General features: G+C 72.6%; 26 protein-coding genes. 14 read left to right on the top strand and 12 right to left on the bottom strand.

What is annotated here, in order from left to right:
- Positions 1 to 33: 33 nt before the first annotated feature.
- Complete coding sequence (gene folP / locus ACZ56V_RS01495; RefSeq protein ID WP_468938353.1) at positions 34 to 894, bottom strand: dihydropteroate synthase; 861 nt, start codon at positions 892 to 894, stop codon at positions 34 to 36.
- A 187-nt stretch (positions 895 to 1081) separates the two neighbouring features.
- Between folP and ACZ56V_RS01490 the strand changes: the two genes are divergently transcribed.
- Together ACZ56V_RS01490 and ACZ56V_RS01485 are read left to right on the top strand one after the other, a co-directional pair.
- Positions 1082 to 1441: a DivIVA domain-containing protein gene (locus ACZ56V_RS01490; protein WP_356371480.1), complete on the top strand. Its 360-nt coding sequence runs from the start codon at positions 1082 to 1084 to the stop codon at positions 1439 to 1441.
- Positions 1438 to 2022 carry a DNA-3-methyladenine glycosylase I gene (locus tag ACZ56V_RS01485; RefSeq protein ID WP_468938349.1) on the top strand — a complete coding sequence of 195 codons (585 nt, stop codon included), beginning with the start codon at positions 1438 to 1440 and terminating at the stop codon, positions 2020 to 2022. Before ACZ56V_RS01490 ends, ACZ56V_RS01485 begins: the two co-directional genes overlap by 4 nt.
- 37 nt (positions 2023 to 2059) lie before the next feature.
- On the opposite strand, the gene chcB is transcribed toward ACZ56V_RS01485, so the two are convergent.
- A complete protein-coding gene (gene chcB / locus ACZ56V_RS01480) occupies positions 2060 to 2863 on the bottom strand; it encodes a 2-cyclohexenylcarbonyl CoA isomerase (protein WP_356371478.1) in 804 nt (267 codons plus the stop codon).
- A gap of 381 nt (positions 2864 to 3244) precedes the next feature.
- Here chcB and ACZ56V_RS01475 point away from each other — a divergent pair, with 381 nt between their 5' ends.
- Positions 3245 to 3412, top strand: coding sequence for a DUF3117 domain-containing protein (locus ACZ56V_RS01475; protein WP_003966491.1), 168 nt, complete (start codon positions 3245 to 3247; stop codon positions 3410 to 3412).
- 134 nt (positions 3413 to 3546) lie between these two features.
- On the opposite strand, the gene ACZ56V_RS01470 is transcribed toward ACZ56V_RS01475, so the two are convergent.
- The gene (locus ACZ56V_RS01470; RefSeq protein WP_398913358.1) at positions 3547 to 4245 is read right to left on the bottom strand and encodes an O-methyltransferase; all 699 of its coding nucleotides are present in this window, start codon (positions 4243 to 4245) and stop codon (positions 3547 to 3549) included.
- Positions 4246 to 4490: 245 nt separating this feature from the next.
- Between ACZ56V_RS01470 and sigE the strand changes: the two genes are divergently transcribed.
- The 5 genes from sigE (at position 4491) to ACZ56V_RS01445 (ending at position 9846) form a co-directional block, all read left to right on the top strand.
- Complete coding sequence (gene sigE, locus ACZ56V_RS01465; protein ID WP_398913200.1) at positions 4491 to 5162, top strand: RNA polymerase sigma factor SigE; 672 nt, start codon at positions 4491 to 4493, stop codon at positions 5160 to 5162.
- Positions 5159 to 6148 carry an anti-sigma factor family protein gene (locus ACZ56V_RS01460; protein ID WP_467381774.1) on the top strand — a complete coding sequence of 330 codons (990 nt, stop codon included), beginning with the start codon at positions 5159 to 5161 and terminating at the stop codon, positions 6146 to 6148. The genes sigE and ACZ56V_RS01460 overlap by 4 nt, the downstream gene beginning before the upstream one ends.
- Before the next feature lie 94 nt (positions 6149 to 6242).
- Positions 6243 to 8354 (top strand): S1C family serine protease, encoded by a 2112-nt coding sequence (locus ACZ56V_RS01455; protein WP_468938345.1) that lies wholly within the window; start codon positions 6243 to 6245, stop codon positions 8352 to 8354.
- Between the two features lie 146 nt (positions 8355 to 8500).
- The gene (locus ACZ56V_RS01450) at positions 8501 to 8947 is read left to right on the top strand and encodes a sec-independent translocase (protein ID WP_468938343.1); all 447 of its coding nucleotides are present in this window, start codon (positions 8501 to 8503) and stop codon (positions 8945 to 8947) included.
- A 227-nt stretch (positions 8948 to 9174) separates the two neighbouring features.
- Positions 9175 to 9846 carry a hypothetical protein gene (locus ACZ56V_RS01445; RefSeq protein ID WP_467381772.1) on the top strand — a complete coding sequence of 224 codons (672 nt, stop codon included), beginning with the start codon at positions 9175 to 9177 and terminating at the stop codon, positions 9844 to 9846.
- Positions 9847 to 9925: 79 nt separating this feature from the next.
- On the opposite strand, the gene ACZ56V_RS01440 is transcribed toward ACZ56V_RS01445, so the two are convergent.
- The 3 genes from ACZ56V_RS01440 to ACZ56V_RS01430 are packed head-to-tail and all read right to left on the bottom strand — an operon-like array spanning position 9926 to position 12988.
- Entirely contained in the window at positions 9926 to 11059 is a 1134-nt protein-coding gene (locus tag ACZ56V_RS01440) for an Mrp/NBP35 family ATP-binding protein (protein ID WP_467381771.1), read from the bottom strand.
- Between the two features lie 44 nt (positions 11060 to 11103).
- On the bottom strand, positions 11104 to 11703 hold the full coding sequence (locus ACZ56V_RS01435) for a DUF1003 domain-containing protein (RefSeq protein WP_398913188.1): 600 nt from the start codon (positions 11701 to 11703) through the stop codon (positions 11104 to 11106).
- The gene (locus ACZ56V_RS01430; RefSeq protein WP_398913186.1) at positions 11693 to 12988 is read right to left on the bottom strand and encodes a magnesium transporter MgtE N-terminal domain-containing protein; all 1296 of its coding nucleotides are present in this window, start codon (positions 12986 to 12988) and stop codon (positions 11693 to 11695) included. Before ACZ56V_RS01430 ends, ACZ56V_RS01435 begins: the two co-directional genes overlap by 11 nt.
- Before the next feature lie 283 nt (positions 12989 to 13271).
- Here ACZ56V_RS01430 and ACZ56V_RS01425 point away from each other — a divergent pair, with 283 nt between their 5' ends.
- Complete coding sequence (locus ACZ56V_RS01425; RefSeq protein ID WP_467381769.1) at positions 13272 to 14009, top strand: hypothetical protein; 738 nt, start codon at positions 13272 to 13274, stop codon at positions 14007 to 14009.
- Positions 14010 to 14024: 15 nt separating this feature from the next.
- On the opposite strand, the gene ACZ56V_RS01420 is transcribed toward ACZ56V_RS01425, so the two are convergent.
- Together ACZ56V_RS01420 and ACZ56V_RS01415 are read right to left on the bottom strand one after the other, a co-directional pair.
- Positions 14025 to 14537, bottom strand: coding sequence for a hypothetical protein (locus ACZ56V_RS01420; protein ID WP_398913183.1), 513 nt, complete (start codon positions 14535 to 14537; stop codon positions 14025 to 14027).
- Between the two features lie 33 nt (positions 14538 to 14570).
- Entirely contained in the window at positions 14571 to 15686 is a 1116-nt protein-coding gene (locus ACZ56V_RS01415) for a magnesium and cobalt transport protein CorA (RefSeq protein ID WP_467381767.1), read from the bottom strand.
- Between the two features lie 521 nt (positions 15687 to 16207).
- Between ACZ56V_RS01415 and ACZ56V_RS01410 the strand changes: the two genes are divergently transcribed.
- Positions 16208 to 16804, top strand: coding sequence for a suppressor of fused domain protein (locus tag ACZ56V_RS01410; RefSeq protein ID WP_356371467.1), 597 nt, complete (start codon positions 16208 to 16210; stop codon positions 16802 to 16804).
- A gap of 35 nt (positions 16805 to 16839) precedes the next feature.
- On the opposite strand, the gene ACZ56V_RS01405 is transcribed toward ACZ56V_RS01410, so the two are convergent.
- Positions 16840 to 18063 (bottom strand): MFS transporter, encoded by a 1224-nt coding sequence (locus tag ACZ56V_RS01405; RefSeq protein WP_467381766.1) that lies wholly within the window; start codon positions 18061 to 18063, stop codon positions 16840 to 16842.
- Positions 18064 to 18234: 171 nt separating this feature from the next.
- Here ACZ56V_RS01405 and ACZ56V_RS01400 point away from each other — a divergent pair, with 171 nt between their 5' ends.
- From ACZ56V_RS01400 to ACZ56V_RS01390, 3 genes are all read left to right on the top strand, one after another.
- Positions 18235 to 18885 carry a DUF6758 family protein gene (locus ACZ56V_RS01400; RefSeq protein WP_356371465.1) on the top strand — a complete coding sequence of 217 codons (651 nt, stop codon included), beginning with the start codon at positions 18235 to 18237 and terminating at the stop codon, positions 18883 to 18885.
- 173 nt (positions 18886 to 19058) lie between these two features.
- On the top strand, positions 19059 to 19916 hold the full coding sequence (locus tag ACZ56V_RS01395; RefSeq protein ID WP_467381764.1) for a PHP domain-containing protein: 858 nt from the start codon (positions 19059 to 19061) through the stop codon (positions 19914 to 19916).
- 66 nt (positions 19917 to 19982) lie between these two features.
- Complete coding sequence (locus tag ACZ56V_RS01390; protein ID WP_003973815.1) at positions 19983 to 20588, top strand: MarC family protein; 606 nt, start codon at positions 19983 to 19985, stop codon at positions 20586 to 20588.
- A 66-nt stretch (positions 20589 to 20654) separates the two neighbouring features.
- On the opposite strand, the gene ACZ56V_RS01385 is transcribed toward ACZ56V_RS01390, so the two are convergent.
- A complete protein-coding gene (locus ACZ56V_RS01385; RefSeq protein WP_007444413.1) occupies positions 20655 to 20807 on the bottom strand; it encodes a hypothetical protein in 153 nt (50 codons plus the stop codon).
- 295 nt (positions 20808 to 21102) lie between these two features.
- Between ACZ56V_RS01385 and ACZ56V_RS01380 the strand changes: the two genes are divergently transcribed.
- Positions 21103 to 21999 (top strand): NYN domain-containing protein, encoded by an 897-nt coding sequence (locus ACZ56V_RS01380; RefSeq protein ID WP_468938332.1) that lies wholly within the window; start codon positions 21103 to 21105, stop codon positions 21997 to 21999.
- A gap of 13 nt (positions 22000 to 22012) precedes the next feature.
- Here ACZ56V_RS01380 and ACZ56V_RS01375 read toward each other — a convergent pair whose 3' ends face one another.
- Positions 22013 to 22909, bottom strand: coding sequence for an alpha/beta fold hydrolase (locus tag ACZ56V_RS01375; RefSeq protein ID WP_398913174.1), 897 nt, complete (start codon positions 22907 to 22909; stop codon positions 22013 to 22015).
- Between the two features lie 116 nt (positions 22910 to 23025).
- The gene (locus ACZ56V_RS01370) at positions 23026 to 25584 is read right to left on the bottom strand and encodes a DEAD/DEAH box helicase (protein WP_468938329.1); all 2559 of its coding nucleotides are present in this window, start codon (positions 25582 to 25584) and stop codon (positions 23026 to 23028) included.
- Positions 25585 to 25949 lie beyond the last annotated feature (365 nt).

The raw sequence follows: 25949 nt of genomic DNA, 5'->3' as shown, positions 1-25949 counted from the left end.
CCCGCCGAAGCCTGGGCCGACCCCGCCCGAGTCCTAGGCCAAGCCCCGCCGGGCCACCGCCGGCTCCCGGTGCCCGGCGATCGTCGCCACCATGTCCAGCACCTGCCGGGTCTCCGCCACCTCGTGCACCCGGTACACCCTGGACCCCAGCCACGCCGAGACCGCCGTCGTCGCCAGCGTGCCGACCAGCCGTTCCTTCACGGGCCGGTCCAGCGTCTCCCCGACGAAGTCCTTGTTCGACAGGGAGACCAGCACCGGCCATCCCGTCTCCACCATCTCCCCGAGCCGCCGCGTCGCCTCCAGGCTGTGCCGGGTGTTCTTCCCGAAGTCGTGCCCGGGGTCGATCAGCACCGACTCCCGCGGCACCCCCAGCTCCACCGCCCGCTCGGCCAGTCCCAGCGTCACCCGCAGGATGTCCGCCATGACGTCGTCGTACGTCACCCGGTGCGGCCGCGTGCGCGGCTCGGCGCCGCCCGCGTGCGTGCACACCAGCCCCACCCCGTACCGGGCCGCGACCTGGGCGAGCTTCGGGTCGACGCCGCCCCACGCGTCGTTCAGCAGGTCCGCGCCGGCCTCGCACACGGCCTCGCCGACCTCGTGCCGCCAGGTGTCCACGCTGATCACGACGTCCGGGAACCGCCGCCGGACCTCCGCGACGAAGCCCACCGTCCGCCGCGCCTCCTCCGCGGCCGACACCTCGTCCCCGGGGCCCGCCTTCACCCCGCCGACGTCGATGATCGCGGCCCCCTCGGCCACCGCCTGCTCCACGCGCGCGAGGGCGGGCTCGTCGCGGAAGGTCGCACCCTGGTCGTAGAAGGAGTCCGGGGTACGGTTCACGATCGCCATGATCACCGGCTCGTGCGCCGTGAATTCACGCCTGCCCAGCCTGAGCATCCCCTGTGACATCTCCTCGACCACACCGTTTCTCTCGTGCCGCTCTCGACCCCGGGTCCACGGTCCTTCGACGACCGCGGTCCCGGCTGTCAGACTCGCATGGCACGATCGGACCCGACACAACCGACTCCGGCACGACCGACTCGGACTCCTGCCGGACTCCGACCCGACCATGGGGGCCCCAGCGATGGTCATGTTCCTGTTCCTCGTCATCGCGCTGGCCGTCGTCGTGGCCGCGGTGACGCTCGCCGTGGTGGGCGGTGGCGAGAGCGGGCCGCTGCCCGACGCCGCACCCGAGCGGGTACGGGACGCGCTGCCCCCGGACCGTCCGGTGGACCGCGGCGACGTGGAGCGGCTGCGCTTCCCGCTGGTGGTCCGCGGCTACCGCATGGCGGACGTCGACGACGCCCTCGGCCGCCTCGGCGCCGAGCTGGCCGAGCGGGACGCCCGGATCGCCGACCTGGAGTCCGCGCTGGCGGGCGCCCGGGCCGCGGCCGCCCACCGCCACGTCGTCATGGACAAGCCGGCCCAGGAGGAGCAGCAGTGAGCGCCGGGGAGGCCCTCGCGGGCCCGGACGGCGCGCTGCGCTGCCCCTGGGCGCTCTCCACCGCGGACTACGTCACGTACCACGACGACGAGTGGGGCCGCCCGGTCCGCGGCGACGACGCCCTGTACGAGCGGCTCAGCCTGGAGGCCTTCCAGTCCGGCCTGTCCTGGATCACCATCCTGCGCCGCCGCACCGGCTTCCGCAGCGCTTTCGCCGGCTTCGAGATCGCCGAGGTCGCGGCCTTCACCGAGGCCGACCGGAAGCGCCTCCTCGCCGACGCCGGCATCATCCGCAACCGCGCCAAGATCGACGCGACCCTGGCCAACGCGCGCGTGCTGGCCGAGTGGGCCCCCGGCGAGCTGGACGAGCTGATCTGGTCGCACGCCCCGGACCCGGCCGGACGACCGGCCCCGAAGACCCTCGCCGACGTCCCGGCCGTCACACCGGAGTCCACGGCGCTGTCCAAGGCCCTGAAGAAGCGGGGCCTGCGCTTCGTCGGCCCGACGACGGCGTACGCGCTGATGCAGGCGTGCGGACTGGTCGACGACCACCTGGCGACCTGCGTGGCCCGCCGCTCCTGAGCCGCCGGGCGCCGCCCGCGAGGGGGCCCGGGGCCGTCTACCGGCCGAGGTACTTGGGCTTCTCCTTCTCGACGAACGCCCGCACCGCGATCGCGTGGTCCTCGGAGGAACCCGCCCGCGACTGCAGCTCGTCCTCCTTGTCCAGCGTCTCGGAGAGCGAGTGCGTCAGCCCGTACGCCATCGCCTCCTTCAGCGCCGCGTACGCCACCGTCGGCCCCTCGGCCAGCGCGCGGGCCGTCTTCTCGGCCTCGGCGCGCAGGTCGGCCGCGGGGACGACCCGGGTGGCGATGCCCAGCTCGTACGCCTCCTGCGCGCCGATGCTGCGCGGGAAGAGCAGCAGGTCGGCGGCGCGGCCGGGGCCGACGACGCGCGGCAGCGTCCAGGAGATGCCGGAGTCCGCGGTGAGCGCCACGCCCGCGAAGGAGGTGTTGAACGCCGCCGTGTCCGCGACGATCCGGTAGTCCGCGGCGAGCGCGAAACCGAGGCCCGCCCCGGCCGCCACGCCGTTCACCGCGGCGACCACCGGCTTCTTCGCCTCGGCGAGCGCGCGCACGATCGGGTTGTAGTGCTCGCGCACCGTGCTCATCGTCTGCCCCGAGCCGGTCTCCCGGTCGGCGGCCAGCAGCCCGATGTGCTCCTTGAGGTCCTGGCCGACGCAGAACGCGCGCTCCCCGGCCGCGGTCAGCAGCACCGCCCGTACGGTGTCGTCCGCCGCCGCGGAGCGAACCGCGTCCCGGAGCGCGACCTTGGTCTCGATGTTCAGCGCGTTCATCGCCTCGGGGCGGTTCAGCGTGATCGTCGCGAGCCCGTCGCTCACTTCGTGGAGCACGGTGTCGGCCATGGGAAATCCCCTCCGCGTCGTGTCATGCACTGTCGTACGGCGGCATGCGGTGGCATGCGTCCGGGAGACAGCATGACGGAGATCACCGGGAACGGATCGCTCATGAGGTGTGACCTGCGTCAAAGAAATCCGGTCCGTATCCATTCGGTGGAAGTGCGTGAGGGCGCGCAGTATCGCAGTCACATCGCCGAATTGAGTGGTTTTGCTCGCGCGCGTTGCCCAAGCGATGCCGACCGATGTTGGTCATCGGGTCCTGGGATGCGGGATAATGGCTGGGAAGCAATGTGTTCGATGCCGGTGTCGCGCGTCCTTGCCGGAATGCGCGTGCCCTCACGGGCCGTCGCCGGTGACGGTGAGCTGGTATCAGGAAGGGGAACGAGCATGGCGGCCATGAAGCCGCGGACGGGTGATGGCCCGCTCGAGGTGACCAAGGAGGGGCGGGGCATCGTCATGCGCGTTCCGCTCGAAGGCGGCGGGCGGCTCGTCGTCGAGCTGACCCCCGACGAGGCCGACGCGCTCGGCGACGCCCTCAAGAAGGTCGTCGGCTGACGCGCGAGCGACCACAACCGTGCAATCACCCCGGTACCGCACATGGTGCCGGGGTGGTTGTCGTGTGACGGCCTTTCCCGGCGCCCGGCTTTTTCCTTCGGCATTCGGGTGAGCGCTGTCCGTGCGACTCCGGTTCAGCGCTTCACGGCGCACAGCAGTCCGTCGCCCACCGGGAGCAGCGAGGGAATCAGCTCCTGGCTCTCCCGCACCGCGCGCAGCAGTTCCCGCACCCGCAGCACCTCGGTGGGCTGCGGTCCCGAGTCGATCGTGCGGCCGGCGCCGAAGACGCCCTCGAAGGCGACGAGGCCTCCGGGGCGCAGCAGACGCAACGATTCGGCGAGGTAGTCCAGGTACTCCAGACGGTCGCCGTCGCAGAAGACGAGGTCGTAGCCGGCGTCCGCGAGCCGGGGCAGCACGTCGAGGGCGCGCCCGGGAATGAAGCGGGCGCGGTTGCTGGCGAAGCCCGCGGCCCGGAAGGCCTGGCGGGCGAACTGCTGGTGCTCCGGCTCCGGGTCGACCGTCGTCAGTACCCCGTCCGGCCGCATGCCGTGCAGCAGATGGATCCCGGAGACGCCGCAGCCGGTGCCGATCTCCGCGACCGCCTTGGCGTCCACGGCGGCGGCGAGCAACCCCAGGGCGGAGCCGGTGCCCGGGGTCACCGAGCGCAGACCCGCCTCGCGGGCCCGGTCGCGTGCCCAGAGCAGCGCGTCGTCCTCGGCGACATAGGCGTCGGCGAACGCCCAGCTCGTCTGCCGGTTGCCGGTAATGACCCTCTCCTGTCCCCGTCGTTGCCTCGGCGTGACTGTATCCGTTGGCGTCGGGAACCCGCAGATGGGACCAGTCGTTAAAAGGGGAAGCAAGAGGCGGAACCGAAGAGGCGACCGAGCGGCCCGGGGACGAGCCGTACGGGCGCAGATCAAATTCTCGTAAAACCGCTTATCCGGAGCTAACGGGCGAGGTGGCTATGGTAGGGGCTCCACTGGACACCACCAGAGCCGACAGGGGAGGTGCGGCCGCTCCCGCGGATCGGGGCGGAGTGCTGCGGCGCTTCCTCGGATCGGCAGGCAGGCCGAAATCCGTGAACGACACCGCTGCTGACCACAGCCACTCCGACGGTCCCGCCAGGGGATCCGCCCAGACCGCGACCTTCTCCAGCGACGCGGACGGGCAGGCGTGGACTCCGCCCACCTGGGAGGAGATCGTCAGCACCCACAGCGGCCGGGTCTACCGCCTCGCCTACCGCCTCACGGGCAACCAGCACGACGCCGAGGACCTCACCCAGGAGGTCTTCGTCCGCGTCTTCCGGTCCCTGTCGACCTACACGCCGGGCACCTTCGAGGGCTGGCTCCACCGCATCACCACCAATCTCTTCCTGGACATGGTCCGCCGCAAGCAGCGCATCCGGTTCGACGCGCTCGGCGACGACGCGGCCGAGCGCCTGCCCAGCAGGGAGCCCAACCCGCAGCAGCTCTTCCACGACGCCCACTTCGACGCGGACGTCCAGCAGGCGCTGGACACCCTCGCGCCCGAGTTCCGTGCCGCCGTCGTCCTGTGCGACATCGAGGGGCTGTCGTACGAGGAGATCGCCGCGACCCTCGGCGTCAAGCTCGGCACGGTCCGCTCCCGCATCCACCGCGGCCGTTCCCAGCTGCGCAAGGCGCTCGCGCACCGTTCACCCAAGGCGCGGGCCGACCGCCGCTCGTTCGCGGCCGGCGTCCCCGCACTGGGAGGAGGGGGCACGAGCGCGTGAGTGGATCACGGCCTGAGTGCGAGGGACACCTCGCAGAGCAGCACCTGGGAGACCGACTCTCCGCCCTGGTGGACGGCGAGCTCGGTCATGACGCGCGTGAGCGCGTGCTGGCGCACGTGGCGACCTGCCCGAAGTGCAAGGCGGAGGTCGACGCCCAGCGCCGGTTGAAGAACGTGTTCGCCGAAGCCGCCCCGCCGGCCCCCTCCGAGAGCTTCCTGGCCCGCCTCCAGGGACTCCCAGGCGGCGGCGACACGGACGGTGGCGGCCCGCCGCTCGCCGGACTGGCCGGAGGCTTCCGCACGTCCGCGAGCTCCGGCGTCCTCGGCCCGAGGCGGGGCGAGCGGTTCGAGTTCGACTACGTCCCCGCCCGGCCGCACGCCTCGGTGCTGCCGCCCTCCTCGTCGGGGCGCGGCTTCCGCATCCACGACGTGCACCGGCAGGAGTCCGACCGTTCGGCCTCGCGCGGCCTGCGGTTCGCCTTCGTCGCCGCCGGAGCGGTGTCGCTGGCCGCGATCGCGCTGGGCGGTGTCACCCTCGGCACCCCGGACACCACCACCGAGGCCCGCGGCTCGGGCAGCGGCAGCAACGTGACGCCGCTGCGCACCCCCGGCGCGGCCGCGGCCACCGGCTCCGAGAGCCAGCGCCGCCGCACGGGCGGTCCGCTGCTCGGGCAGGGCCAGCGCGCACTGGGTGACACCCCCGTCGCGCCCACCACAGCCTCCGCGCCGTTGCTGCCCGGGATGCCGGCCCCCGCCGGGGGCGACGCACGGCAGCAGGCCGTCCGGGCGCTGACCGCCCCGGTGACGGCCGGTGCCGCCGCCATGTCCCCGCTGATACGTCCGCTGGAGGCCGTTCCGCCGCTCTCCCTGAGTTCCTGGTCGACGGCCACCGAGGTCAGGCCGCCCGGCCTGCTCACCGCCCCCGACCCGGCGCCGTCCCCCTACCCCGTGGCTTCCCCGGCCGCCTCCTACCCTCCGGTTCGCTGACGGGCTCTGCGCGCCGGTCCGCGAACCTGATTGAATCCGGGGTGGCGCCAGAGCCCTTGGAGCCGACGATCTGCGGCCAGCTGCGGGGGAGAACATGAACGAGGGGAAGCCCACGAAGGCGAAGTGGTGGAGTCGTCCCCGCTCGTCCGAAGACGCGCCCGACGGCGACTTCGAACTGGAACGCCCCCGCCCGGTCCCCACCACGGGCACGGGCACCGACGGGGGCGACTTCGAGCTGGAACGCCCGGCGACGTCCCGCGCGACCGGCGAGGGCGACTACGAGCTGGACCTCCCCCGCCCCGAGCCCGCCGAACCGGCGGACGCCGGTGGGCTTCGGCGGGACGGTCAGCCGCGCGCCGACGCCCCCGAGCCGGCCGACGCCGGTCCGCCCCGGCAGGGGGACCGTCGCGCCGTCCCGGCGGAGGACGCCGTTCCGGCCGGGGGCGTGAGGTCGCGGTCCCACGCGGGGACCGGCTCGGCCCCGCCCGCCGATGCCGCGCCCGCCACCGAGCGTCCCAAGCCGCTGCACGAACCCGACCCGTACAGCACCCCGCCCTACGGTGAGCCGGGCCCCTGGGCCCCCGCTCCGCCGGTCCAGCACCCGGCGGCCACACCCGCGCACGGCACGGCGACGACGGCGGCCCCGCACGCACCCCTCACGCCCGCACCGGGGGCCCCGCACGCGCCTCTCACGCCCGCACCGGCGGCCCCGCACGCGCCTCTCACGCCCGCACCGGGGGCCCCGCACGCGCCTCTCACGCCCGCACCGGCGGCCCCGCACGCGCCTCTCACGCCCGCACCGGGGGCCCCGCTCGCCCCGGTGCCGCCCGCGAGCGCGTCGTCGGTGTCCCCGCCTCCGGGTGCGGTGCCGGACCCGGCATTCGCGGAGGCCCCGCCGCCGGCGCCGCGGGCCGAGCAGGATCAGCACCCGGCGGCGGCCCCGGCGTATGACACGGCTCCCGACCCGTGGGCAGGGCCGGCCGCACCGGCGGCCGGTTCCGAACCCGCCGCCGATCCGTGGGGGCGTTACGACCCCTGGGCCGCCTCCGCCCAGCTCCACGACGCGGCCGAGCGCGCGCCGGAGCGGCGACGCCGGCCGGCCGCGAAGATACTCGTCGGCGGGGCGCTGCTCATCGCCCTGGTCTCCGGCGGCATCGGCGGCGCCGTCGGCGCCCACCTGGAACGGAACGGCGGCGTGGGCACCGTGGAGCTGCCCCAGGCCGGACCCGAGGCGGCCGGGCGGGACCCGGACAGCGTCGCCGGCATCGCCGCGCGCGCCCTGCCCAGCGTGGTGACCCTGCACGTGAGCGGCAGCGAGGCGGCCGGCACCGGCACCGGGTTCGTACTCGACGACCGCGGCCACATCCTGACCAACAACCACGTCGTGGAGCCCGCGGGCTCCGGCGGCGAGATCACCGTGACCTTCAACAGCGGCGACACCGCCGAGGCCGCCGTCGTCGGCCGCGACAGCGGGTACGACCTCGCCGTGGTGAAGGTCAAGGGCGTCAGCGGCCTCACCCCGATGCCCCTCGGCAACTCCGACGGCGTGCGCGTCGGCGACCCCGTCGTCGCCATCGGCGCCCCCTTCGACCTGGCCGGCACGGTCACCTCCGGCATCATCAGCGCCAAGGAACGGCCCATCACCGCGGGCGGCGAGGAGGGCGACGGCAGCGACGTCTCGTACGTCGACGCCCTGCAGACCGACGCGCCCATCAACCCCGGCAACTCCGGCGGCCCCCTCCTGGACGCGCGGGGCCGGGCCATCGGCATCAACTCCGCCATCCGCTCCGCCGACAGCGGCAGCGCCGAGTCGGACGGCGGCCAGGCCGGTTCCATAGGGCTCGGCTTCGCCATCCCCATCAACCAGGGCAAGCGCGTCGCCGAGGAACTGATCAACACCGGCAAGGCCGCCCACCCCGTCATCGGCATCACCCTCGACCTGAACTACACGGGCGACGGCGCCCGCGTGAGCGCCAAGGACGGCGACGGCGGACCCGCGGTCACCACCGGCGGCCCCGGCGCCAAGGCCGGCATCAAGCCGGGGGACGTGATCACCGCGGTCGACGGACAGCGTGTGCACTCCGGCGAGGAACTCATCGTCAAGACCCGCGCCCACCGCCCCGGCGACCGCCTGGAGCTGACCCTGGAACGCGACGGCAAGGAGACCGAGGTTTCCCTGGTGCTCGGCTCCTCCGGCGGCGACTGACCCCGGGGAGGTCCCGACAAGGCGCCAGGAAGGCAAACAATTCGGAAAGCGCTCACGTACACCCACTCGGGGCTCACGGGACGGTACCGGTCGGACGGGATCGACGGGTACCGTGGTGGCGGCCCGGACATCCCAAGGAGCTTCAGGTGTTCAATGACATAGGCGCACTAGAGCTGGTGACGCTCGTCGTCCTCGCCGTGCTCGTCTTCGGTCCGGACAAGCTCCCCAAGGTCATCCAGGACGTGACGCGCACCATCCGGAAGATCCGGGAGTTCTCGGACAGCGCCAAGCAGGACATCCGCCAGGAGCTGGGCCCCGAGTTCAAGGACTTCGAGTTCGAGGACCTCAACCCCAAGACGTTCCTCCGCAAGCAGCTGGACAACGACGAGCTGGGGCTCAAGGAGATCCGCAACGGCTTCGACCTGAAGAAGGAGATGGCCGAGGTCACCGACGCGGTCCACGGCCGCGACACGGAGCCCTCGTCCTCCGGCTCGAGCAGCGGCCGTGTCGACATGTCGAAGAAGCCCGAGACGCCCGGGAAGACCGACAAGCCCGCCGACGGCCGTCCGCCCTTCGACATGGACGCCACCTGATCCCAGCCCGCGCCCGGCCCGCGGACCGCGAACGTGACGTGTCTCATACTCCGGACGGGGCGCACAGACCCTGAAGGCGACGCCCGCGCGGCCCACGCGCCGGGCGATTTCCCGGCTGCCGCCAGTGGGATGGCTATGCTGCCCGAGTTGTTGTGCGGACCGGACGAGTGCGCCCGAAGGGGGGCGGGCCGTTCCGGCCCGACGAGAGCGAGGAGGCGTCCGGGCACATGGAGACGACGAGTCGGGCAGTCGCGCAGGCGCCGGCCGCGGAGGGCGGACCACAGTCCCCCTCCGGCCGGCGTACGGTCGACGGCTACCTGCGGGCGCCCTTCCCGTGGTACGGCCTCGACGAGGCCTTCACGGGACGGCGCTGGCTGATGCAGGTCGGTACGGCGGCCGACGGGGCCGTGGAGCACGGCTCGATCGGGCACGGCGACGAACCGTCGGTGCGCAACGAGCACGTGGCGGGCGACGAGCAGGACGCCAAGGAGAAGTTCGCGGTCGTCGTGACCGTCGCGGCCAACCCCGACCGGCGCAGCGCCGACGGCACCGGCCTGCTGGAGGCCACCTCGGTGTCCTCGGCGGCCTGGCTCGCCGGAGTGGGACTGCTGTCCTTCACCTGGCCGGGCCAGATGGACCACTCGCTGCGCGACGACTGGCTGGAGCAGCAGACCGAGACCGCGTGGGTCCTCGCGGACGATCTCGACGGCGAGGACTGGACGACGCTGTCCCTGCCGGTGGACGGCGTGCCGACGCCCTTCCACTACCGGGAGTCCGAGTTCGGCTGGGTGCTGGCCGGCTCGACCGAGCAGGGCGTGCACCTCGGCGCGTACGGGCGGGGCATGAGCGCGTACGGGCTGGCCTTCGCCGTGGTCAAGGACATCGCCGCTTACGCCTAGCCGGCCGCCCGTACGACGCAGGGGCGCCGTCCCGGCGGACAGCGCCCCTGCTTGCCGTACCCGTGTCCCGTACGGGACGTCAGAACTTGTTCTTCGGCGTGATCCCCAGCGACAGCCCCGAGAGGCCGCGCTGCCGGCCGCCGAGCTTGCCCGCGATCGAGCGCAGGGCCGCGCCCGCCGGGGAGTCCGGGTCGGACAGGACGACGGGCTTGCCCTCGTCGCCGCCCTCGCGCAGCCGGACGTCGATCGGGATGGCGCCGAGGACCGGCACCGACGCACCGGTCGTGCGGGTCAGGCCGTCGGCGACCGTCTGACCGCCGCCGGTGCCGAAGACGTCGACCATCTCGCCGCAGTGCGGGCAGGGCAGCCCGGACATGTTCTCGACCACGCCGACGATCTTCTGGTGGGTCTGCACGGCGATGGCGCCGGCCCGCTCCGCCACCTCGGCGGCGGCCTGCTGAGGGGTCGTCACGACCAGGATCTCGGCGTTCGGCACCAGCTGCGCCACCGAGATCGCGATGTCGCCGGTGCCGGGCGGCAGGTCGAGCAGCAGGACGTCCAGGTCGCCCCAGTACACGTCCGCCAGGAACTGCTGGAGCGCGCGGTGCAGCATCGGGCCGCGCCAGACCACCGGCGCGTTGCCCGGGGTGAACATGCCGATCGAGATGACCTTCACCCCGTGGGCCGAAGGCGGCATGATCATGTTCTCGACCTGGGTGGGACGTCCGTCGGCGCCCAGCATGCGCGGCACGGAGTGGCCGTAGATGTCGGCGTCGACGACACCGACCTTCAGTCCGTCGGCCGCCATCGAGGCCGCCAGGTTCACCGTCACCGAGGACTTGCCGACGCCGCCCTTGCCGGACGCCACCGCGTACACCCGGGTCAGGCTGCCCGGCTTGGCGAAGGGCACCTCGCGCTCGGTCTGGCCGCCGCGCAGTGCGCTGGCCAGCTCCTTGCGCTGCTCGTCGCTCATCACGTCCAGCTCGACGTCGACGCGCGTGACGCCCTCGACCCGCGAGACCGCGTCCGTCACGCGCTGCGTGATGGTGTCCCGCATGGGGCAGCCGGAGACCGTCAGGTACACGGCGACCGCGACCGCTCCGTCCGCGCCGATCTCCACCGACTTGACCATCCCCAGCTCGGTGATGGGCCGGTTGATCTCGGGGTCGTTCACCGTCGCCAGTGCTTCGCGCACCGCGTCTTCCGTAGCCATAGACACGATGGTACGGCGCCGCCCACGGGGCGCGGAAAGCCCCGTCAGCGGTCGTGTACGTCACGCCCCGCGGACCGATCTGCCGGGAATACCCCGCGGTCGGGGTGGTGACCGTTCTGCCGCTCCTCCAGGTCCCTGACGAGGTCCTGCAGCTCGGAGCGGATCCAGTCCCGCGTCGCGACCTCGCCGAGCCCGATGCGCAGGGCGGCGATCTCCCGGGTCAGGTACTCGGTGTCCGCGATCGACCGCTCGTTCTGCTTGCGGTCCTGCTCCAGGTTGACCCGGTCCCGGTCGTCCTGCCGGTTCTGCGCGAGCAGGATCAGCGGCGCGGCGTAGGAGGCCTGGAGCGACAGCATCAGCGTCAGGAAGATGAACGGGTACTCGTCGAAGCGCAGCCCGCTCGGCGCCGACACGTTCCACACCACCCACAGGATGATGACGACCGTCATCCAGACGATGAACCGCCCGGTGCCCAGGAAGCGCGCGACGCGCTCCGACAGCCGGCCGAAGGACTCCGGGTCCCACTCGGGCAGCAGCCTGCGGCGCGGCGGGCGGGGCTGGTCGAGGCGGGTCCGGGCGCGGGAGGACGCGGTGGCCCCCGACGTGGCGCGCTCCCGGGTCGTCGTCTCGCGCTCAGGCACCATCGGCGCCCACCTCCCCCGTCGTCGCCTCGTCCAGGTGGTACTCGGTCTCCCGCCAGTCGTCGGGCAGCATGTGATCCAGTACGTCGTCCACGGTGACCGCGCCGAGCAGTGCCCCCGAGTCGTCGACGACGGGCGCCGCGACCATGTCGTACGCGGCGAAGAACCCGGCGACCACGGGCAGCGCGGCCTCCGGCTCCAGGGGCTGCAGGTCGTCGTCGAGGATCGAGCCGACCAGCGTGTACGGGGGGTCGCGCAGCAGGCGCTGGAAGTGGACCGTGCCCAGGTACTTGCCGGTCGGCGTCTCCTCGGGCGGCCGGCAGACGTAGATCTGCGCGGCGTGCGCCGGCGACAGGTCGGGGTTGCGGATGCGGGCCAGGGCGTCGGCGACGGTCGCGTCGGGCCGCAGCACGATCGGCTCGGTCGTCATCAGACCGCCGGCCGTGTGCTCCTCGTACGCCATCAGGCGCCGCATGTCGGCCGCGTCGGCGGGCTGCATCAGGCTCAGCAGCCGTTCCTTGTCCGCCTCGGGCAGCTCGCCGAGCAGGTCGGCCGCGTCGTCGGGGTCCATCGCCTCCAGGACGTCCGCGGCGCGCTCCTCCTTCAGCTTGCCGAGGATCTCGATCTGGTCGTCCTCGGGCAGCTCCTCCAGCACGTCGGCCAGGCGGTCGTCGTCGAGTGCGGCGGCGACCTCGGCACGGCGCTTGGCGGACAGGTGGTGCAGGACGTTGGCGAGGTCGGCGGGGCGCAGCTGCTCGAAGGTGGCCAGCAGGTTCTCGGCGCCCTGTCCCTGCTCCTCGACGGAGAAGCCGGTGACGCCGGACCACTCCACGGTCAGCGTCTCGCCCTTGTTGCGGCGGAAGGCGCCGCCCTTGCGGCCCTTGCGGACGAAGACCTTGTCGATCTCCCAGTCCCGGCGGGCGGGCAGCTGCTGCACCGACAGGTCGAGCACCGTGACCTCCTCACCCGTCTCGGCGAGCGTGACCCGCCGGTCGAGCAGCTCGCCGAAGACGAGGCGCTCGGTGGGCCGCTGCTCGAAACGCCGGACGTTGACCACGCCGGTGGTGATGACCTGGCCGGACTCGATTCCGGTGACCCGGGTCATGGGCAGGAAGATCCGGCGGCGGGTGGTGAGTTCGACGACCAGGCCGAGCACCCGCGGGGGTTTGCGGGCCACGCGGAGCATGACGACCAGATCGCGCACGCGTCCCACCTGGTCGCCGGCCGGGTCGAAGACGGCGATGCCGGAGAGATGGGAGACGAAGATCCGGGGGGCGCCCGCTGCCATGGCCGCGGCCTCCTTTCCTCACGCTGCGCGGAGTCGAGTGAGAGTGCGTGAAAGTCGAGTGGGAGTGAGTGAAGGCTGATTCGTACGGTGTCTCTTTTCCGAATTGCCCGCTCGGACGCGCTTCAGGCTAGCCCGTCCCCATCGGCCTCGCCCTGGTGGCCGGTCCGGACGGACCGGCTCCGATCGCCCCGTACAGCCCCGGTACGCTGCGCCCTGGCCCGGTCGGTTCGCCGCCGACGCCCGTCGGCCTCCTGTCCGCCCTGTCAGAAAGGCAGTTTCCCCCGTGTCTGTGACTCCCCGGCGCCGAATCCGCAGGGCCGCCTGGCTGGGCGCGGTGTGCGTCCTGGCCGTGACGGGAGCCGGGCTGACGGGATGCAGCGGCGAGGACCCCGACGCGGGCACCAACGGCCTCGGGAAGCTCCCGGCGGACAAGATCCAGGCGAAGGCGAGCACGGCCGCACAGGCCGCCGACACGGTCCGCCTGCACGGCACGGTGGACGCCGGCGGCAACAGGTACACCCTCGACATGCGGCTGAAGGCCGACGGCGGGACCGGGTCGGTCGCCGCCGAGGGGACGACGTTCGGACTGCTGCGCGTCGGCGAGCAGCTGTTCCTCAAGGCCGACGCCGGGTTCTGGAGCCACGACGGCGGCGACGCCAAGGCGGCCGACAAGCTCGCCGGCAAGTACGTGAAGGTGCCGCAGAGCGACCCCGTGTACAAGAAGTTCAGCGGCTTCACGGACAAGGACGTCCTCCTCGGCGGTCTGCTGACCCTGCACGGCACGGTGAAGACGGACGGCCGCCACGAGCAGGCGGGCGTGCGCACCATCCGGATCACCGGCGACGACGGTGCCGGCGGCGCGCTGGACGTCTCCCTGGAGGGCACGCCGTACCCGCTGCGGCTGGTGCGGGCGGGCAGCGCGGGCACGATCGGCTTCTCGGACTGGAACAAGGACTTCGCGCTGGAGCAGCCCGCGAAGGACGACACCCTGGACTACGGCAAGCAGCTGCCGACGTCCTGAGGCGTTCCTGGGGCGTCAGCGCCGTTTGCGGCGCTTCAGCAGCAGGCGCGGCAGCCCCGCCGGCGCCGGCTGCCGGGTCGTCGCCGGGCTCGGCAGCGGTGCCTCGGCCAGCGAGGCGTCGGGCAGCGGCGCCGTGCTCCCCGTCGGCTCCAGGCGCAGCACCCGGCACTCACGGGCCCAGCGGTCGGTCATGGCCTCGCCGTCCGGGGCGTTCAGCCGCTTGCCCTTGAGGTCGCCGACCGCCGCCTGCCACGCCTCGGAACCGGACGGCAGCTCCACGACCCGCGCGGCCCAGGAGACCAGCCGGCCGCCCTTGTCCTTGCTGCGCACCGTCACCTCGGCCGCGGTTCCGTCGGCCAGCCCCGGCAGCGGCTGCTCGCCCGGCCCGTCGCCGACGACGCAGGCCGCGCCCTCGTGCCAGACGTGCCACAGCGCCCGGGCGGGCACCCCGGGGCCCTTGACCCAGATGAGGCCGGACTTCTTGGTGGCCTCCTCGACGAGGGCCTGGTCGAGCAGCTCGCTTGTCATGCGGTCAGCCTATCCAGGGGTCCGGGGGCGGGTTCAGAGCCAGCCGTTGCGCTTGAGCGTGCGGTGGATGCCCAGACAGAGCGCGACCGTGACGGACAGGACCAGCGGGTAGCCGAACTTCCAGTGGGTCTCCGGCATGTAGTCGAAGTTCATGCCGTACACGCCGCACACCATCGTCGGCACGGCGATGATCGCGGCCCACGAGGTGATCTTGCGCATGTCCTCGTTCTGCGCGACGGACGCCTGGGCCAGGTTGGCCTGGAGGATGGAGTTCAGCAGTTCGTCGAAGCCGATGACCTGCTCCTGCACCCGCGCCACGTGGTCGGCGACGTCCCGGAAGTACTTCTGGATCTCCGGGTCGATCAGCCGCATCGGCCGCTCGCTGAGCAGCTGCATGGGGCGCAGCAGCGGCGCCACCGCCCGCTTGAACTCCAGCACCTCGCGCTTGAGTTGGTAGATCCGTCCGGCGTCGGTGCCGCGCGGGGTGCCCTTGCGGCCCGGCGAGAACACCTCCGTCTCGACCTCGTCGATGTCGTCCTGCACCGCGTCGGCGACCGCGATGTAGCCGTCGACGACGTGGTCGGCGATGGTGTGCAGCACCGCGGAGGGGCCCTTGATCAGCAGCTCGGGGTCCTCCTGGAGGCGGCGGCGCAGCGCACGCAGCGAGCCCTGCCCGCCGTGCCGGACGGTGATGAAGAAGTCCCGCCCGGTGAAGCACATGACCTCGCCGGTCTCGACGACCTCGCTGTTGGCGGTGAGCTGGTCGTGGTCGACGTAGTGGACGGTCTTGAAGACCGTGAACAGGGAGTCGTCGTAGCGCTCCAGCTTGGGCCGCTGGTGGGCCTGGACCGCGTCCTCCACGGCCAGCGGGTGCAGTCCGAACTCCCGGGCGATACCGGCGAACTCGTCCTCGGTGGGCTCGTGCAGGCCGATCCACACGAACCCGCCGTCGCGGCGCACCTGGCGCATCGCCGTGTGCGGGGTCAGCGGCACATCGGTCTCGACGCGGGTGCCGTCGCGGTAGACGGCGCAGTCGACGACGGCGGAGGCGGTCGCCGGATCGCGGGTGGTGTCATAGGGACCGCTGTCCTTGCGCAGGGAGACGCGGGACGGGCGGACCGCGGCGCGCAGGTCACGGATCATCGACATGGCAGGCTCCTTCGCGGCGGGGCAGCGAACGAGGCCGGTGACGGGTGGAACCGCCCGGAATGAGGACGTCCTGGCTACGCGTGTTCGGCGCGTCCACAAAGCGGGGGGCACCGCACCGTCGCGGTGGCCGGCTTCGCTGCTGATTCAGCTGCTGATACGGATCGACGGACATCGCGTCGACGGATCGGATCAGGCAAAACGAGACGAAGTGCTCTTCCGTGAGAAGGCGCGCACAGGAAGCCGCGGCAGGAAGGCCGAAGCGGCTGCGTCAGCGGCTGGAAGAGCGGGTGGTACTGCACGGTCGACTTCGGTCCATGCCGCCCACCTCCTCCGGCCGGTCCCTCGTGAGGGACGATCCATTCCCCTTGTTTGGAGGGGTTCCCCGTAGGGGAGAGTTCACAGCGTCGGGGGCTTGATCGCGACGCGCTGCGTGCTGCCCCGAACCGCTGGCCCACAGTACCAGCCGCGCGACGTGTCAAGGCGCCGCTTTGCCTCTTCACGACGAGTTCTATGCTCGCCGCATGGCTGATGTTCTTCCTCTGGTCGAGGCCCGGTTGCACAGCGCGCTGGGCGAGCCGGACGCGCGCGCGGCGGTCACCTTCCTCGGCACCGACCGCATCGAGGTGCTGCGTTTCCCCGCCTCCGGCCAGGAGGGCGACGTCGTCCGCTACGCCACCCTCGGCATGTCGGCCCAGCCCATGGCGGACCCGACGGCCGCGCTCGCCGACCCGGTCAAGGGTCCCCGCGCCGAGCTGGTGCTCTCCGTGCGGGCCGGGGCGGCCGACACCGACAAGGTGCTCCGCCCGCTCGCCGTGCTGGCCGCCTCCCCGCAGGTCGAGGGTGTGATCGTGGCGCCCGGCGCGTCACTCGACGTCGGCGAGCCGCTGTGGCCCGGGGCCCCTTTCACCTCGGTGCTGGTCGCCGAGCCGGGCGGCCTGGTCGAGGACTTGGAGCTGGACGCCCCGCTGGACCCCGTACGGTTCCTGCCGCTGCTGCCGATGACGCCGAACGAGGCCGCCTGGAAGCGCGTGCACGGCGCGCCCGCGCTCCAGGAGCGCTGGCTGAACCACGGTACGGACCTGCGCGATCCATCGCGCAGGTCCGTACCGCTGGACTGACGTGGCAGGGTGACGCAACTCACCGGATTCCCTCGTCAGTTGGCGAAGACGGTGACCGAGTCCTCACTGGCGTGCTGCGGCTCCAGCTCCTCGGCCTCGTGGGTGAGCGCGCGGCGGCGTACGACGACCACGACCGCGCCGAGCAGGGCGGTCACCGCGGCCACCACGAACGGGATGCGGACGTCGGTCCACTCCTCGATCTTCGGCGCGAAATAGGGGGCGGCGGCCGCGGCGAACCAGCGCACGAAGTTGTAGCCCGCGCTGGCCACCGGACGCGGCGCGTCCGAGACGCCGAGGGCCAGCTCGGTGTAGACGGTGTTGTTCACGCCGATGAACGCGCCGGACAGGATCGTGCAGACGATCGCCGCGGTGTGGTTGCCGTAGCCGAGGACCAGGACGTCGGCCGCGAGCAGCACCAGCGAGCCGCCGAGCACCTTGAGCGAGCCGAAGCGCCGCTGCATGCGCGGCGCCACCAGCACCGAGAAGACGGCGAGCAGCACGCCCCAGGCGAAGAACACGGCACCCGACTTGTACGGCGTCATGTTCAGCACGAACGGGGTGAAGGCCAGCACGGTGAAGAACGTGTAGTTGTAGAAGAACGCCGAGACCGCGGCCGAGGCGAGTCCGCCGTGGCCGAGCGCCTTGATCGGGTCGAGCAGCGAGGTCTTGCGGGCCGGCTTCGGCTGCTCCTTCAGGAACACCGTGATGCACAGGAAGCCGATCGCCATCAGGAAGGCCGTGCCGAAGAACGGGTAGCGCCAGCTGGCGTCGCCGAGCAGCGCGCCCAGCAGCGGGCCGCAGGCCATGCCGAGGCCGAGGGCGGACTCGTAGAGCAGGATCGCGGCGGCGCTCCCGCCGGCCGCCGCGCCGACGATCACGGCGAGGGCCGTTGAGACGAAGAGCGCGTTGCCCAGGCCCCAGCCTGCCCGGTAGCCGACGAGCTGGCCGACGGTGTCGGAGGTGCCGGCGAGGCCCGCGAAGACCACGACGAAGGCCAGGCCGAGCAGCAGGGTCCTGCGGCCGCCGATGCGGCTGGAGACGAAGCCGGTGACCAGCATCGCCAGGGCGGTGATGAGGAAGTACGAGGTGAACAGGAGGGAGACCTGGCCGGCGCTCGCGTCCAGGCCCTTGGCGATGGACGGGAGGATCGGGTCGACGAGCCCGATGCCCATGAAGGCCACCACGGACGCGCCCGCGGTCGCCCACACGGCCTTGGGCTGCCGCAGGATGCCGCCCGCACCCGCGTCGAAGGGGTCCATGCTTGCTCTCCAATGCCGAGGAATTGGTTGGTGTATACACATAGTAAGTTAGGTCTGCTAATTAATGCAACATACATCTAGTCGTCCGGGTGCCGGCCCGTTCGGCGCCCTTCCGTCCGGATGGGTGATCGTCCTTGACGTGGGGGAGCGAGGGTAGGACCGTGGGGCTCTATGAGGGGCGAACCCAGTTGCCCGAAGTGTGGTGGCCGGGTCAGGGCTCCCGGCCTCTTCGCCGATTCCTGGCAGTGCGACCTGCACGGCACCGTGCACCCGGTCCAGCCCGTACTCCCGCCCAGCGTCGAGGCGCTCGGCGTCGTGGTGCACCGCACGCAGGTGCCGGTGTGGATGCCCTGGCCGCTGCCGGTCGGCTGGCTGTTCACCGGCGTGGCCTGTGCGGGCGACGACCGCAGCGGGGGCAGGGCGACCGCCGTAGCCTGTTCCGGCCCCGGTCCGCTCGGGGGCATCGGTGAGCTGATCCTGGTCGCCGAGGAACTCGGCGTCGGCCTCGGCGCGCGGTACGCGGGGCTCGACGCCCCCGACCCCGGCCCGTACCTGGACGTCGAGAAGCCGCCCCAGGCCAAGGTTCTGGCCGCCGGCCGCCCCACCCCCCTCTGGCACGTCTCCGGCGGCCCGGTCGACCGTGCCGTCTTCGCCGGGGAGGCCCTCGGCATGTGGCTGTGGGCCGTCGTGTGGCCCGAGCGGTCGGGGCTGCTGATGTACGAGGAGCTGGTCCTGACCGACCTGCGGGACGCGGGTGCCGAGGTGGACCTGGTGCCGTGCGGGGCGCTGTCGCCGCGGCTGATCGAGCCGACGGTGCCGTAGCGCCGTACCGTGCCGTACACCGCCGTACCGTGCCGCGCCGCGTGGGTGGACGGGCGCGGCAGATGCGGGGCGAGTAGGGGGCGCAGGGGCGCTGCGGGTGTGACGGTGAGGGGTCGAGTTCCGGTTATCCTTGAGCGTTCCCCTCCGTCCCGTCACCGCTTGGAGTCTGCGTCGTGCGCATCGATCTGCACACCCACTCCACCGCGTCCGACGGCACGGACACCCCGGCCCAGCTGGTACGCAAGGCCGCGGCGGCCGGTCTCGACGTCGTCGCGCTGACCGACCACGACACCACCCGCGGCCACGCCGAGGCCGTCGCCGCGCTGCCCGAGGGGCTCACCCTCGTCACCGGCGCCGAGCTCTCCTGCCGCCTCGACGGCGTCAGCATGCACATGCTGGCCTACCTCTTCGACCCCGAGGAGCCCGCCCTGCTCGCCGAGCGCGAGCTGGTCCGGGACGACCGGGTACCGCGGGCCCGGGGCATGATCACCAAGCTCAACGAACTGGGTGTGCCCGTGACCTGGGAGCAGGTCGCCAGGATCGCCGGGGACGGCTCGGTCGGCCGCCCGCACGTGGCCTCCGCCCTCGTGGAACTGGGCGTCGTCCCGACCGTGAACGACGCCTTCACCCAGGACTGGCTGGCCGACGGCGGCCGCGCCCACGTGGGGAAGCACGAGACCGACCCCTTCGAGGCGCTCCGGCTGATCAAGGGTGCGGGCGGGGTCGCCGTCTTCGCGCACCCGGCCGCCGCCAAGCGGGGCCGTACGGTGTCCGAGGCCGCGATCGCCGACCTGGCGGCCGCCGGGCTCGACGGCATCGAGGTCGACCACATGGACCACGACGCGGACACCCGGACCCGGCTGCGCGGGACCGCGAAGGAGCTGGGGCTCCTGGTGACCGGCTCGAGCGACTACCACGGCAGCCGGAAGACCTGTGTGCTCGGCGAGTACACGACCGACCCCGAGGTGTACGGGGAGATCACGCGACGGGCGTTCGGGGCGTTCCCCGTGCCCGGGGCCGGCGGGGCCTGAGCCTCACCCCCCCCGCGCGACCTCCTTCCACTCTTCCCCCTCCTCCGCAAGGCCAGTAGCTCACCCATGTTCGACGTCGCCGTCTTCGGCTCCCTCTTCCTGACCCTTTTTGTCATCATGGATCCCCCCGGGATCACCCCGATCTTCCTCGCGCTGACCTCCGGCCGCCCCGGCAAGGTGCAGAAGCGGATGGCCCTCCAGGCCGTCTGCGTCGCCGGTGGCGTGATCACGGTGTTCGGTCTGCTCGGGCACCAGATCCTCGACTACCTGCACGTGTCGGTGCCCGCCCTGATGATCGCGGGCGGGTTGCTCCTCCTGCTGATCGCCCTCGACCTGCTCACCGGCAAGACGGACGAGCCGAAGCAGACCAAGGACGTCAACGTCGCCCTCGTACCGCTGGGCATGCCGCTGCTCGCCGGGCCCGGGGCGATCGTGTCGGTCATCCTGGCCGTGCAGAAGGCGGACAGCGTGACCACGCAGGTCTCGGTGTGGGCGGCGATCCTCGCCATCCACGTGGTGCTGTGGCTGGTGATGCGGTACTCGCTGCTGATCATCCGGGTGATCAAGGACGGCGGTGTGGTCCTGGTGACCCGCCTCGCCGGCATGATGCTCTCCGCGATCGCCGTGCAGCAGATCATCAACGGGGTCACCCAGGTGATCCAGGGCGCGTGAGCACGAGAACAGGGCCCCGCACGGAGTTCCGTGCGGGGCCCTGTTCTCGTGTGTGAAGGGTCCGCGCTACAAGGCCGAGGTGTCGGCTGGGCGGATCCACAGGCGCTGCCCGATGGCGGCGGCCTGCTGAACGATGCGGTTCACGGAGGCTGCGTCCACGACAGTCGTGTCCACGGGGGTCCCGTCGACGTCGTCGAGTCGCATGACTTCAAAGCGCATGGCCTCTCCCTTGATCTGGTCATCCTCCTGCGGAGAACTACTGGTGTGGCTCCTGGGTCGTCGGTGCCCGGGCTTCCGTAGTGGTCAACGGGATGCCCTCTGCAAACATTCCCTACGCTAAGGAAAATTTTCGCACGACTAATTACTGACAAGTAAGCCGCTTGTTACGGGGTGGCGGGGACGGCGAGAGTCGCCCGGTTCGCGGCGCTGTTCGCGGCGCGAAGGGCAGATGTCCGGTACAAGACTGACCGGGACCAGTTGTGTTCGTAGCGTGACCGCCGGGACAATGGACGCGATGAACGACGACCTCGCGCCCCTGAACGCTCGTATCGATCGCACGAACGAGCTGCTCCAGCGCATGCTCGCCGAGGTGGCGAAGACCCCCTCGACCCACGCGATCTTCGTCGACGCCGGTTATCTGTACGCGGCGGCGGGGCGGCTGGTGGCCGGGACCGAGGACCGCAGGGCCTTCGACCTGGACGCCGACGCCCTCATCGAGGCGCTCATCGACAAGGCCCGCACCGTCTTCGCGGACAGCCGCCTGCTGCGCGTCTACTGGTACGACGGCGCCCGCCGCCGCATCCACACCGCCGAGCAGCAGTCCATCGCCGAGCTCCCGGACGTCAAGGTCCGCCTGGGCAACCTCAACGCCAACAACCAGCAGAAGGGCGTCGACTCCCTCATCCGCTCCGACCTGGAGTCCCTCGCCCGGCACCGCGCCATCAGCGACGCGGCCCTGCTCGGCGGCGACGAGGACCTCGTGTCCGCGGTCGAGGCCGCCCAGGGGTACGGCGCCCGCGTCCACCTGTGGGGCATCGAGGCCCCCGACGGCCGCAACCAGGCCGAGCCGCTGCTCTGGGAGGTCGACAGCCAGCGCACCCTCGACCTCGACTTCTTCAAGCCGTACGTCTCCCGGCGCACGACCCACACCGGAGAGGCCCCGGGCGCGCTACGCCCCGGCCGCGAGGACGTCCGCTTCGTGGGCGCGCAGATCGCGGCGAAGTGGCTGGCGTCCCGGGGACGCGAGTCACTGGTGGAGCTGCTCCCCGGCCACCCCTACCTCCCCGGCTCCGTGGACCAGGACCTGCTGGTGGAGGCCGAGGGACTGCTCCAGTACTCGCTGCGCGGCCAGCCCGACCTGCGACGCGCGCTGCGGGACGGCTTCTGGGAGCACCTGCGGGCGCAGTACTAGGGCTCGGCCGGCCTCAGCGCACGTACGGTCGGGGCGGTACGGGGTGGTCGTCCCAGAAGTCGGCGAGGGCGCGGGCCGTCGGCAGGGGCTGGTCGGTGTTGGGGGAGTGCTCGGCGCCCGCGACGACCGTACGGCGCGCGTTCAGCCGTAGAGCCATCTCGTCCAGGAGGGGTACCGGCCAGGTGTCGTCGTAGGCGCCCGACAGCACGTGGAAGGGCAGTGGCACGGCGGCCAGCTCGGCGACCCGGTCCGGCTCGGTGCACAACTGGCGTCCCGTGGCGAGCAGTTGCGCCGGTCTGGTGCCCAGCCAGCGCTCGCGCAGCCGTTCCGGGTCCTCCGGGCCGTGGGCGGGGGCCGGGGCGCCGGCCTCCTCAGGCGGCCCCATGGCCTGCATCACCTTCCAGACCTCCGACATCGTCATCGTGTCCAGCGCGTCCCGCAGCAGCTTCACCCGCTGCCGCTGCGACTCGGAGATCCGCGCCGGGCCCGAGGACATCAGCGTGAGGGACAGGAACGGGGCGGGGTCGAGCAGGACGGCGGCCCGGGCGATCTGGCCGCCCAGGGAGTGCCCGACCAGATGCACGCGGGTGCCGAGGGCGGCGGCCTGCGCGAGCACGTCCCGGGCCAGCTCGGACCGCGCGTACGCGGCCTCGTCGTGCTCGGGCCCGTCCGACTCGTACTGCCCGCGCCCGTCCACGGCGACCGTGCGGTAACCGCGCGCCCCGAGCGGCCGGTGCAGCAGCGTGAAGTCCTCCTTGCTCCCCGTGAACCCGGGCAGCAGCATCACCACGCCCCTCGGCGCGACCCCGTCGGCCACGGGCGAGTCGACGACGGCGAACTCACCGCGGGCGGTACGCAGCCGGTACGCGCGGGCGTCCGGGGGCGGGCTGAAGGCGGCGTTCCTGCTCACGGGCAGAGGTTATCGGGCGGGGACCGCCGGGCGCGGACACGGGCGTGCCCACGCCGTCGGCCCGGCCCCGCGTGGATCGCGGGACCGGGCCGACGGTCTGGGAGGAGCGGCGCGGATCAGCTCTCGCCGGCCTCCGCGGTGGCCGCGGCCGTCTTGCGGGTGCGGCGGGCCTTGGGCTTCGCCTCCGCCGTGTCGGCGGCCGCAGCGGGCGCCTCGACGGCGGCCGCGGCCTTACGGGTCCGGCGCCGCGGCGCGGCCTCCGGCTCCTGCGAGGCCTGGGCCGGGATCTCGGCGGCGGCCTCGGGGGCCGCGGCCGTCTTGCGGGTGCGGCGGGCCTTGGGCTTCGCCTCCGTGGCCTCGGCGGTGTCGGCGGCGGATTCCGCCTTGGCGGCGGCCGTCTTGCGGGTGCGGCGGGGTTTGGCCTCGGCCGCAGCCTCGGTCTCCTCCGGTGCCTGCACGGCCGGTTCGGCGGCCTTGCGGGTGCGGCGGGCCTTGGGCTTCGCCTCCGTGGCCTCGGCGGTGTCGGCGGCGGCCTCTGCCTTGGCGGCGGCCGTCTTGCGGGTGCGGCGGGGTTTGGCCTCGGCCGCAGCCTCGGTCTCCTCCGGTGCCTGCACGGCCGGTTCGGCGGCCTTGCGGGTGCGGCGGGCCTTGGGCTTCGCCTCCGTGGCCTCGGCGGTGTCGGCGGCGGCCTCTGCCTTGGCGGCGGCCGTCTTGCGGGTGCGGCGGGGCTTGGCCTCGACCGCAGCCTCCTCCGGAGCCTGCGCGGCCTCGGTGTCGGCGACGGCCGCCTTGCGCGTGCGGCGGCGCGGCTTGGTCTCGGCCGGTTCGGACGCGGACTCGGTCACTCCCTCGGCCGTGTCGAGTGTGGCCTCGGCGGCCGTGGCCGTGGCCTTGCGGGTGCGGCGGCGCGGCTTCTCGGCGGGCGCCTCGGCAGCGGGGGTCTCGACGGCCGCCGGGGTCTCCACGACCGTCGCCTCGGTGACCGTCGGAGCGGTCTCCAGCGGGGCGGCAGGGGCCTCGGCGGACTTGCGGGTGCGGCGGCGGCGCGGCTTGGCCGGAGCCTCCACGACCTCCGTGGCCTCCGCCGATTCGACGACCGTGGTCTGCGGAGGCGCGAGCGCGCTGTCCTCGACGGCCTGCGCCACCGGGGCGTCGACCGTCGCGGCGGTCTCCGGGCGGCGCGACGGCTCACCATTGCGCGTACGGCGCCGGCGGCGCAGCGTGCGGGGACCCTGCGCGGCGTCGGTGCCCGCGTCGGCGGCGCCGTCGGCGCCGTCGGCACCGCCGGTCACGGCCTCGGCGGCGGTCGACCCGGTGGTGGCGGTGTTCTCCGCGTCCACCGGCGCACCACCGCGCATCCGACGGCGGCGGCGCGGCGTCGTACGGGACGAACGGTCGCGGTCGCGGTCACGGTCACCGGAACGCGCGTCGTCGCGGCCACCACGACCACCACGGTCGCCGCGTCCGCGGCCACCGCGGCCGCCCGGCTCGCCCAGGTCCTCGAGCTCCTCCGCGTCGAGCCCGGCGCGGGTGCGCTCCGAGCGCGGCAGGACGCCCTTGGTGCCCTCGGGGATACCGAGGTCGGTGTAGAAGTGCGGGGAGGTGGAGTAGGTCTCCGCCGGGTCGCTGAAGCCCAGGTCCAGCGCCTTGTTGATCAGCTGCCAGCGCGGGATGTCGTCCCAGTCGACCAGCGTGATCGCCGTACCCTTCGCGCCCGCGCGGCCGGTGCGGCCGATGCGGTGCAGGTACGTCTTCTCCTCTTCCGGCGACTGGTAGTTGATGACGTGCGTCACGCCCTCGACGTCGATGCCGCGGGCGGCGACGTCGGTGCAGACGAGCACGTCCACCTTGCCGTTGCGGAAGGCGCGCAGGGCCTGCTCGCGGGCGCCCTGGCCGAGGTCGCCGTGGACCGCGCCGGAGGCGAAGCCGCGCTGCTTGAGCTGGTCGGCCAGGTCGGCCGCGGTGCGCTTGGTGCGGCAGAAGACCATGGCGAGACCGCGGCCGTCGGCCTGCAGTATGCGGGCCACCATCTCGGGCTTGTCCATGTTGTGCGCGCGGTAGACGAACTGCTTGGTGTTCGCGACCGTCGCGCCCGCGTCGTCCGGCGAGGTGGCGGAGATGTGCGTGGGCTGCGACATGTAACGGCGGGCCAGTCCGATGACCGCGCCCGGCATCGTCGCCGAGAACAGCATGGTCTGGCGCCTGGCCGGCAGCATGTTGATGATCTTCTCGACGTCGGGCAGGAAGCCCAGGTCGAGCATCTCGTCGGCCTCGTCGAGGACCAGGCTCTTGATGTGCTTCAGGCTCAGCTTCTTCTGGCCCGCGAGGTCCAGCAGACGGCCCGGGGTGCCGACGACCACGTCGACGCCCTTCTTCAGGGCCTCCACCTGCGGCTCGTAGGCACGACCGCCGTAGATCGCGAGGACTCGTACGTTGCGGACCTTCCCGGCGGTCAGCAGGTCGTTGGTGACCTGCTGGCACAGCTCGCGGGTCGGGACGACGACGAGGGCCTGCGGGGCGTCGGTCAGGGCCTCGGGGGCGGCGCGGCCCGCCTCGACGTCCGCGGGGACGGTGACGCGCTCGAGGAGCGGGAGGCCGAAGCCCAGCGTCTTGCCGGTGCCGGTCTTGGCCTGGCCGATGACGTCCTTGCCCGACAGGGCTACGGGGAGCGTCATCTCCTGGATGGGGAAGGGAGTGATGATGCCGACGGCTTCGAGGGCTTCGGCGGTCTCGGGGAGGATCCCGAGGGATCGGAACGTCGTAGTCAGGGTGCTGCCTCTTCTGTGTGCGTGGTGCGAGGCGAGCGCGCGGGTCGTGCCGGACCGTGTCGGGGACGTCGGCCGCCCTTACGGGTGAGCCGTAGGACACGGGACCTCTGTCGACGCTCCAGCGCTCGTACCACTGAGGGTCCCCCTCCGGATTCCGTACGCAGCGTGGCGTACGGCGGGAGGGCTGTCGGGTCGGAGCCGATCGGGCCACCGACCGGGCATCCTCATGCGTGCGGCCCGGCGACGATGTGACGTACGCGTACGTCACATAC

It is taken from the genome of Streptomyces sp. NPDC034099 (assembly GCF_055575415.1).
This window is presented reverse-complemented; position numbering and strand designations above follow the sequence as displayed.

What these genes read in the sequence shown, in the direction of transcription:
- ACZ56V_RS01445 (WP_467381772.1), top strand. Translation starts at nt 9,175, where the DNA reads ATGGAGACGACGAGTCGGGCAGTCGCGCAGGCGCCGGCCGCGGAGGGC.
- ACZ56V_RS01475 (WP_003966491.1), top strand. Translation starts at nt 3,245, where the DNA reads ATGGCGGCCATGAAGCCGCGGACGGGTGATGGCCCGCTCGAGGTGACC.
- ACZ56V_RS01430 (WP_398913186.1), bottom strand. Translation starts at nt 12,988, where the DNA reads ATGGCAGCGGGCGCCCCCCGGATCTTCGTCTCCCATCTCTCCGGCATC.
- ACZ56V_RS01490 (WP_356371480.1), top strand. Translation starts at nt 1,082, where the DNA reads ATGGTCATGTTCCTGTTCCTCGTCATCGCGCTGGCCGTCGTCGTGGCC.
- ACZ56V_RS01400 (WP_356371465.1), top strand. Translation starts at nt 18,235, where the DNA reads ATGAGGGGCGAACCCAGTTGCCCGAAGTGTGGTGGCCGGGTCAGGGCT.
- ACZ56V_RS01390 (WP_003973815.1), top strand. Translation starts at nt 19,983, where the DNA reads ATGTTCGACGTCGCCGTCTTCGGCTCCCTCTTCCTGACCCTTTTTGTC.
- ACZ56V_RS01415 (WP_467381767.1), bottom strand. Translation starts at nt 15,686, where the DNA reads ATGTCGATGATCCGTGACCTGCGCGCCGCGGTCCGCCCGTCCCGCGTC.
- chcB (WP_356371478.1), bottom strand. Translation starts at nt 2,863, where the DNA reads ATGGCCGACACCGTGCTCCACGAAGTGAGCGACGGGCTCGCGACGATC.
- ACZ56V_RS01455 (WP_468938345.1), top strand. Translation starts at nt 6,243, where the DNA reads ATGAACGAGGGGAAGCCCACGAAGGCGAAGTGGTGGAGTCGTCCCCGC.
- ACZ56V_RS01440 (WP_467381771.1), bottom strand. Translation starts at nt 11,059, where the DNA reads ATGGCTACGGAAGACGCGGTGCGCGAAGCACTGGCGACGGTGAACGAC.
- ACZ56V_RS01370 (WP_468938329.1), bottom strand. Translation starts at nt 25,584, where the DNA reads ATGACGCTCCCCGTAGCCCTGTCGGGCAAGGACGTCATCGGCCAGGCC.
- ACZ56V_RS01420 (WP_398913183.1), bottom strand. Translation starts at nt 14,537, where the DNA reads ATGACAAGCGAGCTGCTCGACCAGGCCCTCGTCGAGGAGGCCACCAAG.
- ACZ56V_RS01405 (WP_467381766.1), bottom strand. Translation starts at nt 18,063, where the DNA reads ATGGACCCCTTCGACGCGGGTGCGGGCGGCATCCTGCGGCAGCCCAAG.
- ACZ56V_RS01435 (WP_398913188.1), bottom strand. Translation starts at nt 11,703, where the DNA reads ATGGTGCCTGAGCGCGAGACGACGACCCGGGAGCGCGCCACGTCGGGG.
- ACZ56V_RS01385 (WP_007444413.1), bottom strand. Translation starts at nt 20,807, where the DNA reads ATGCGCTTTGAAGTCATGCGACTCGACGACGTCGACGGGACCCCCGTG.
- ACZ56V_RS01380 (WP_468938332.1), top strand. Translation starts at nt 21,103, where the DNA reads ATGAACGACGACCTCGCGCCCCTGAACGCTCGTATCGATCGCACGAAC.
- folP (WP_468938353.1), bottom strand. Translation starts at nt 894, where the DNA reads ATGCTCAGGCTGGGCAGGCGTGAATTCACGGCGCACGAGCCGGTGATC.
- ACZ56V_RS01410 (WP_356371467.1), top strand. Translation starts at nt 16,208, where the DNA reads ATGGCTGATGTTCTTCCTCTGGTCGAGGCCCGGTTGCACAGCGCGCTG.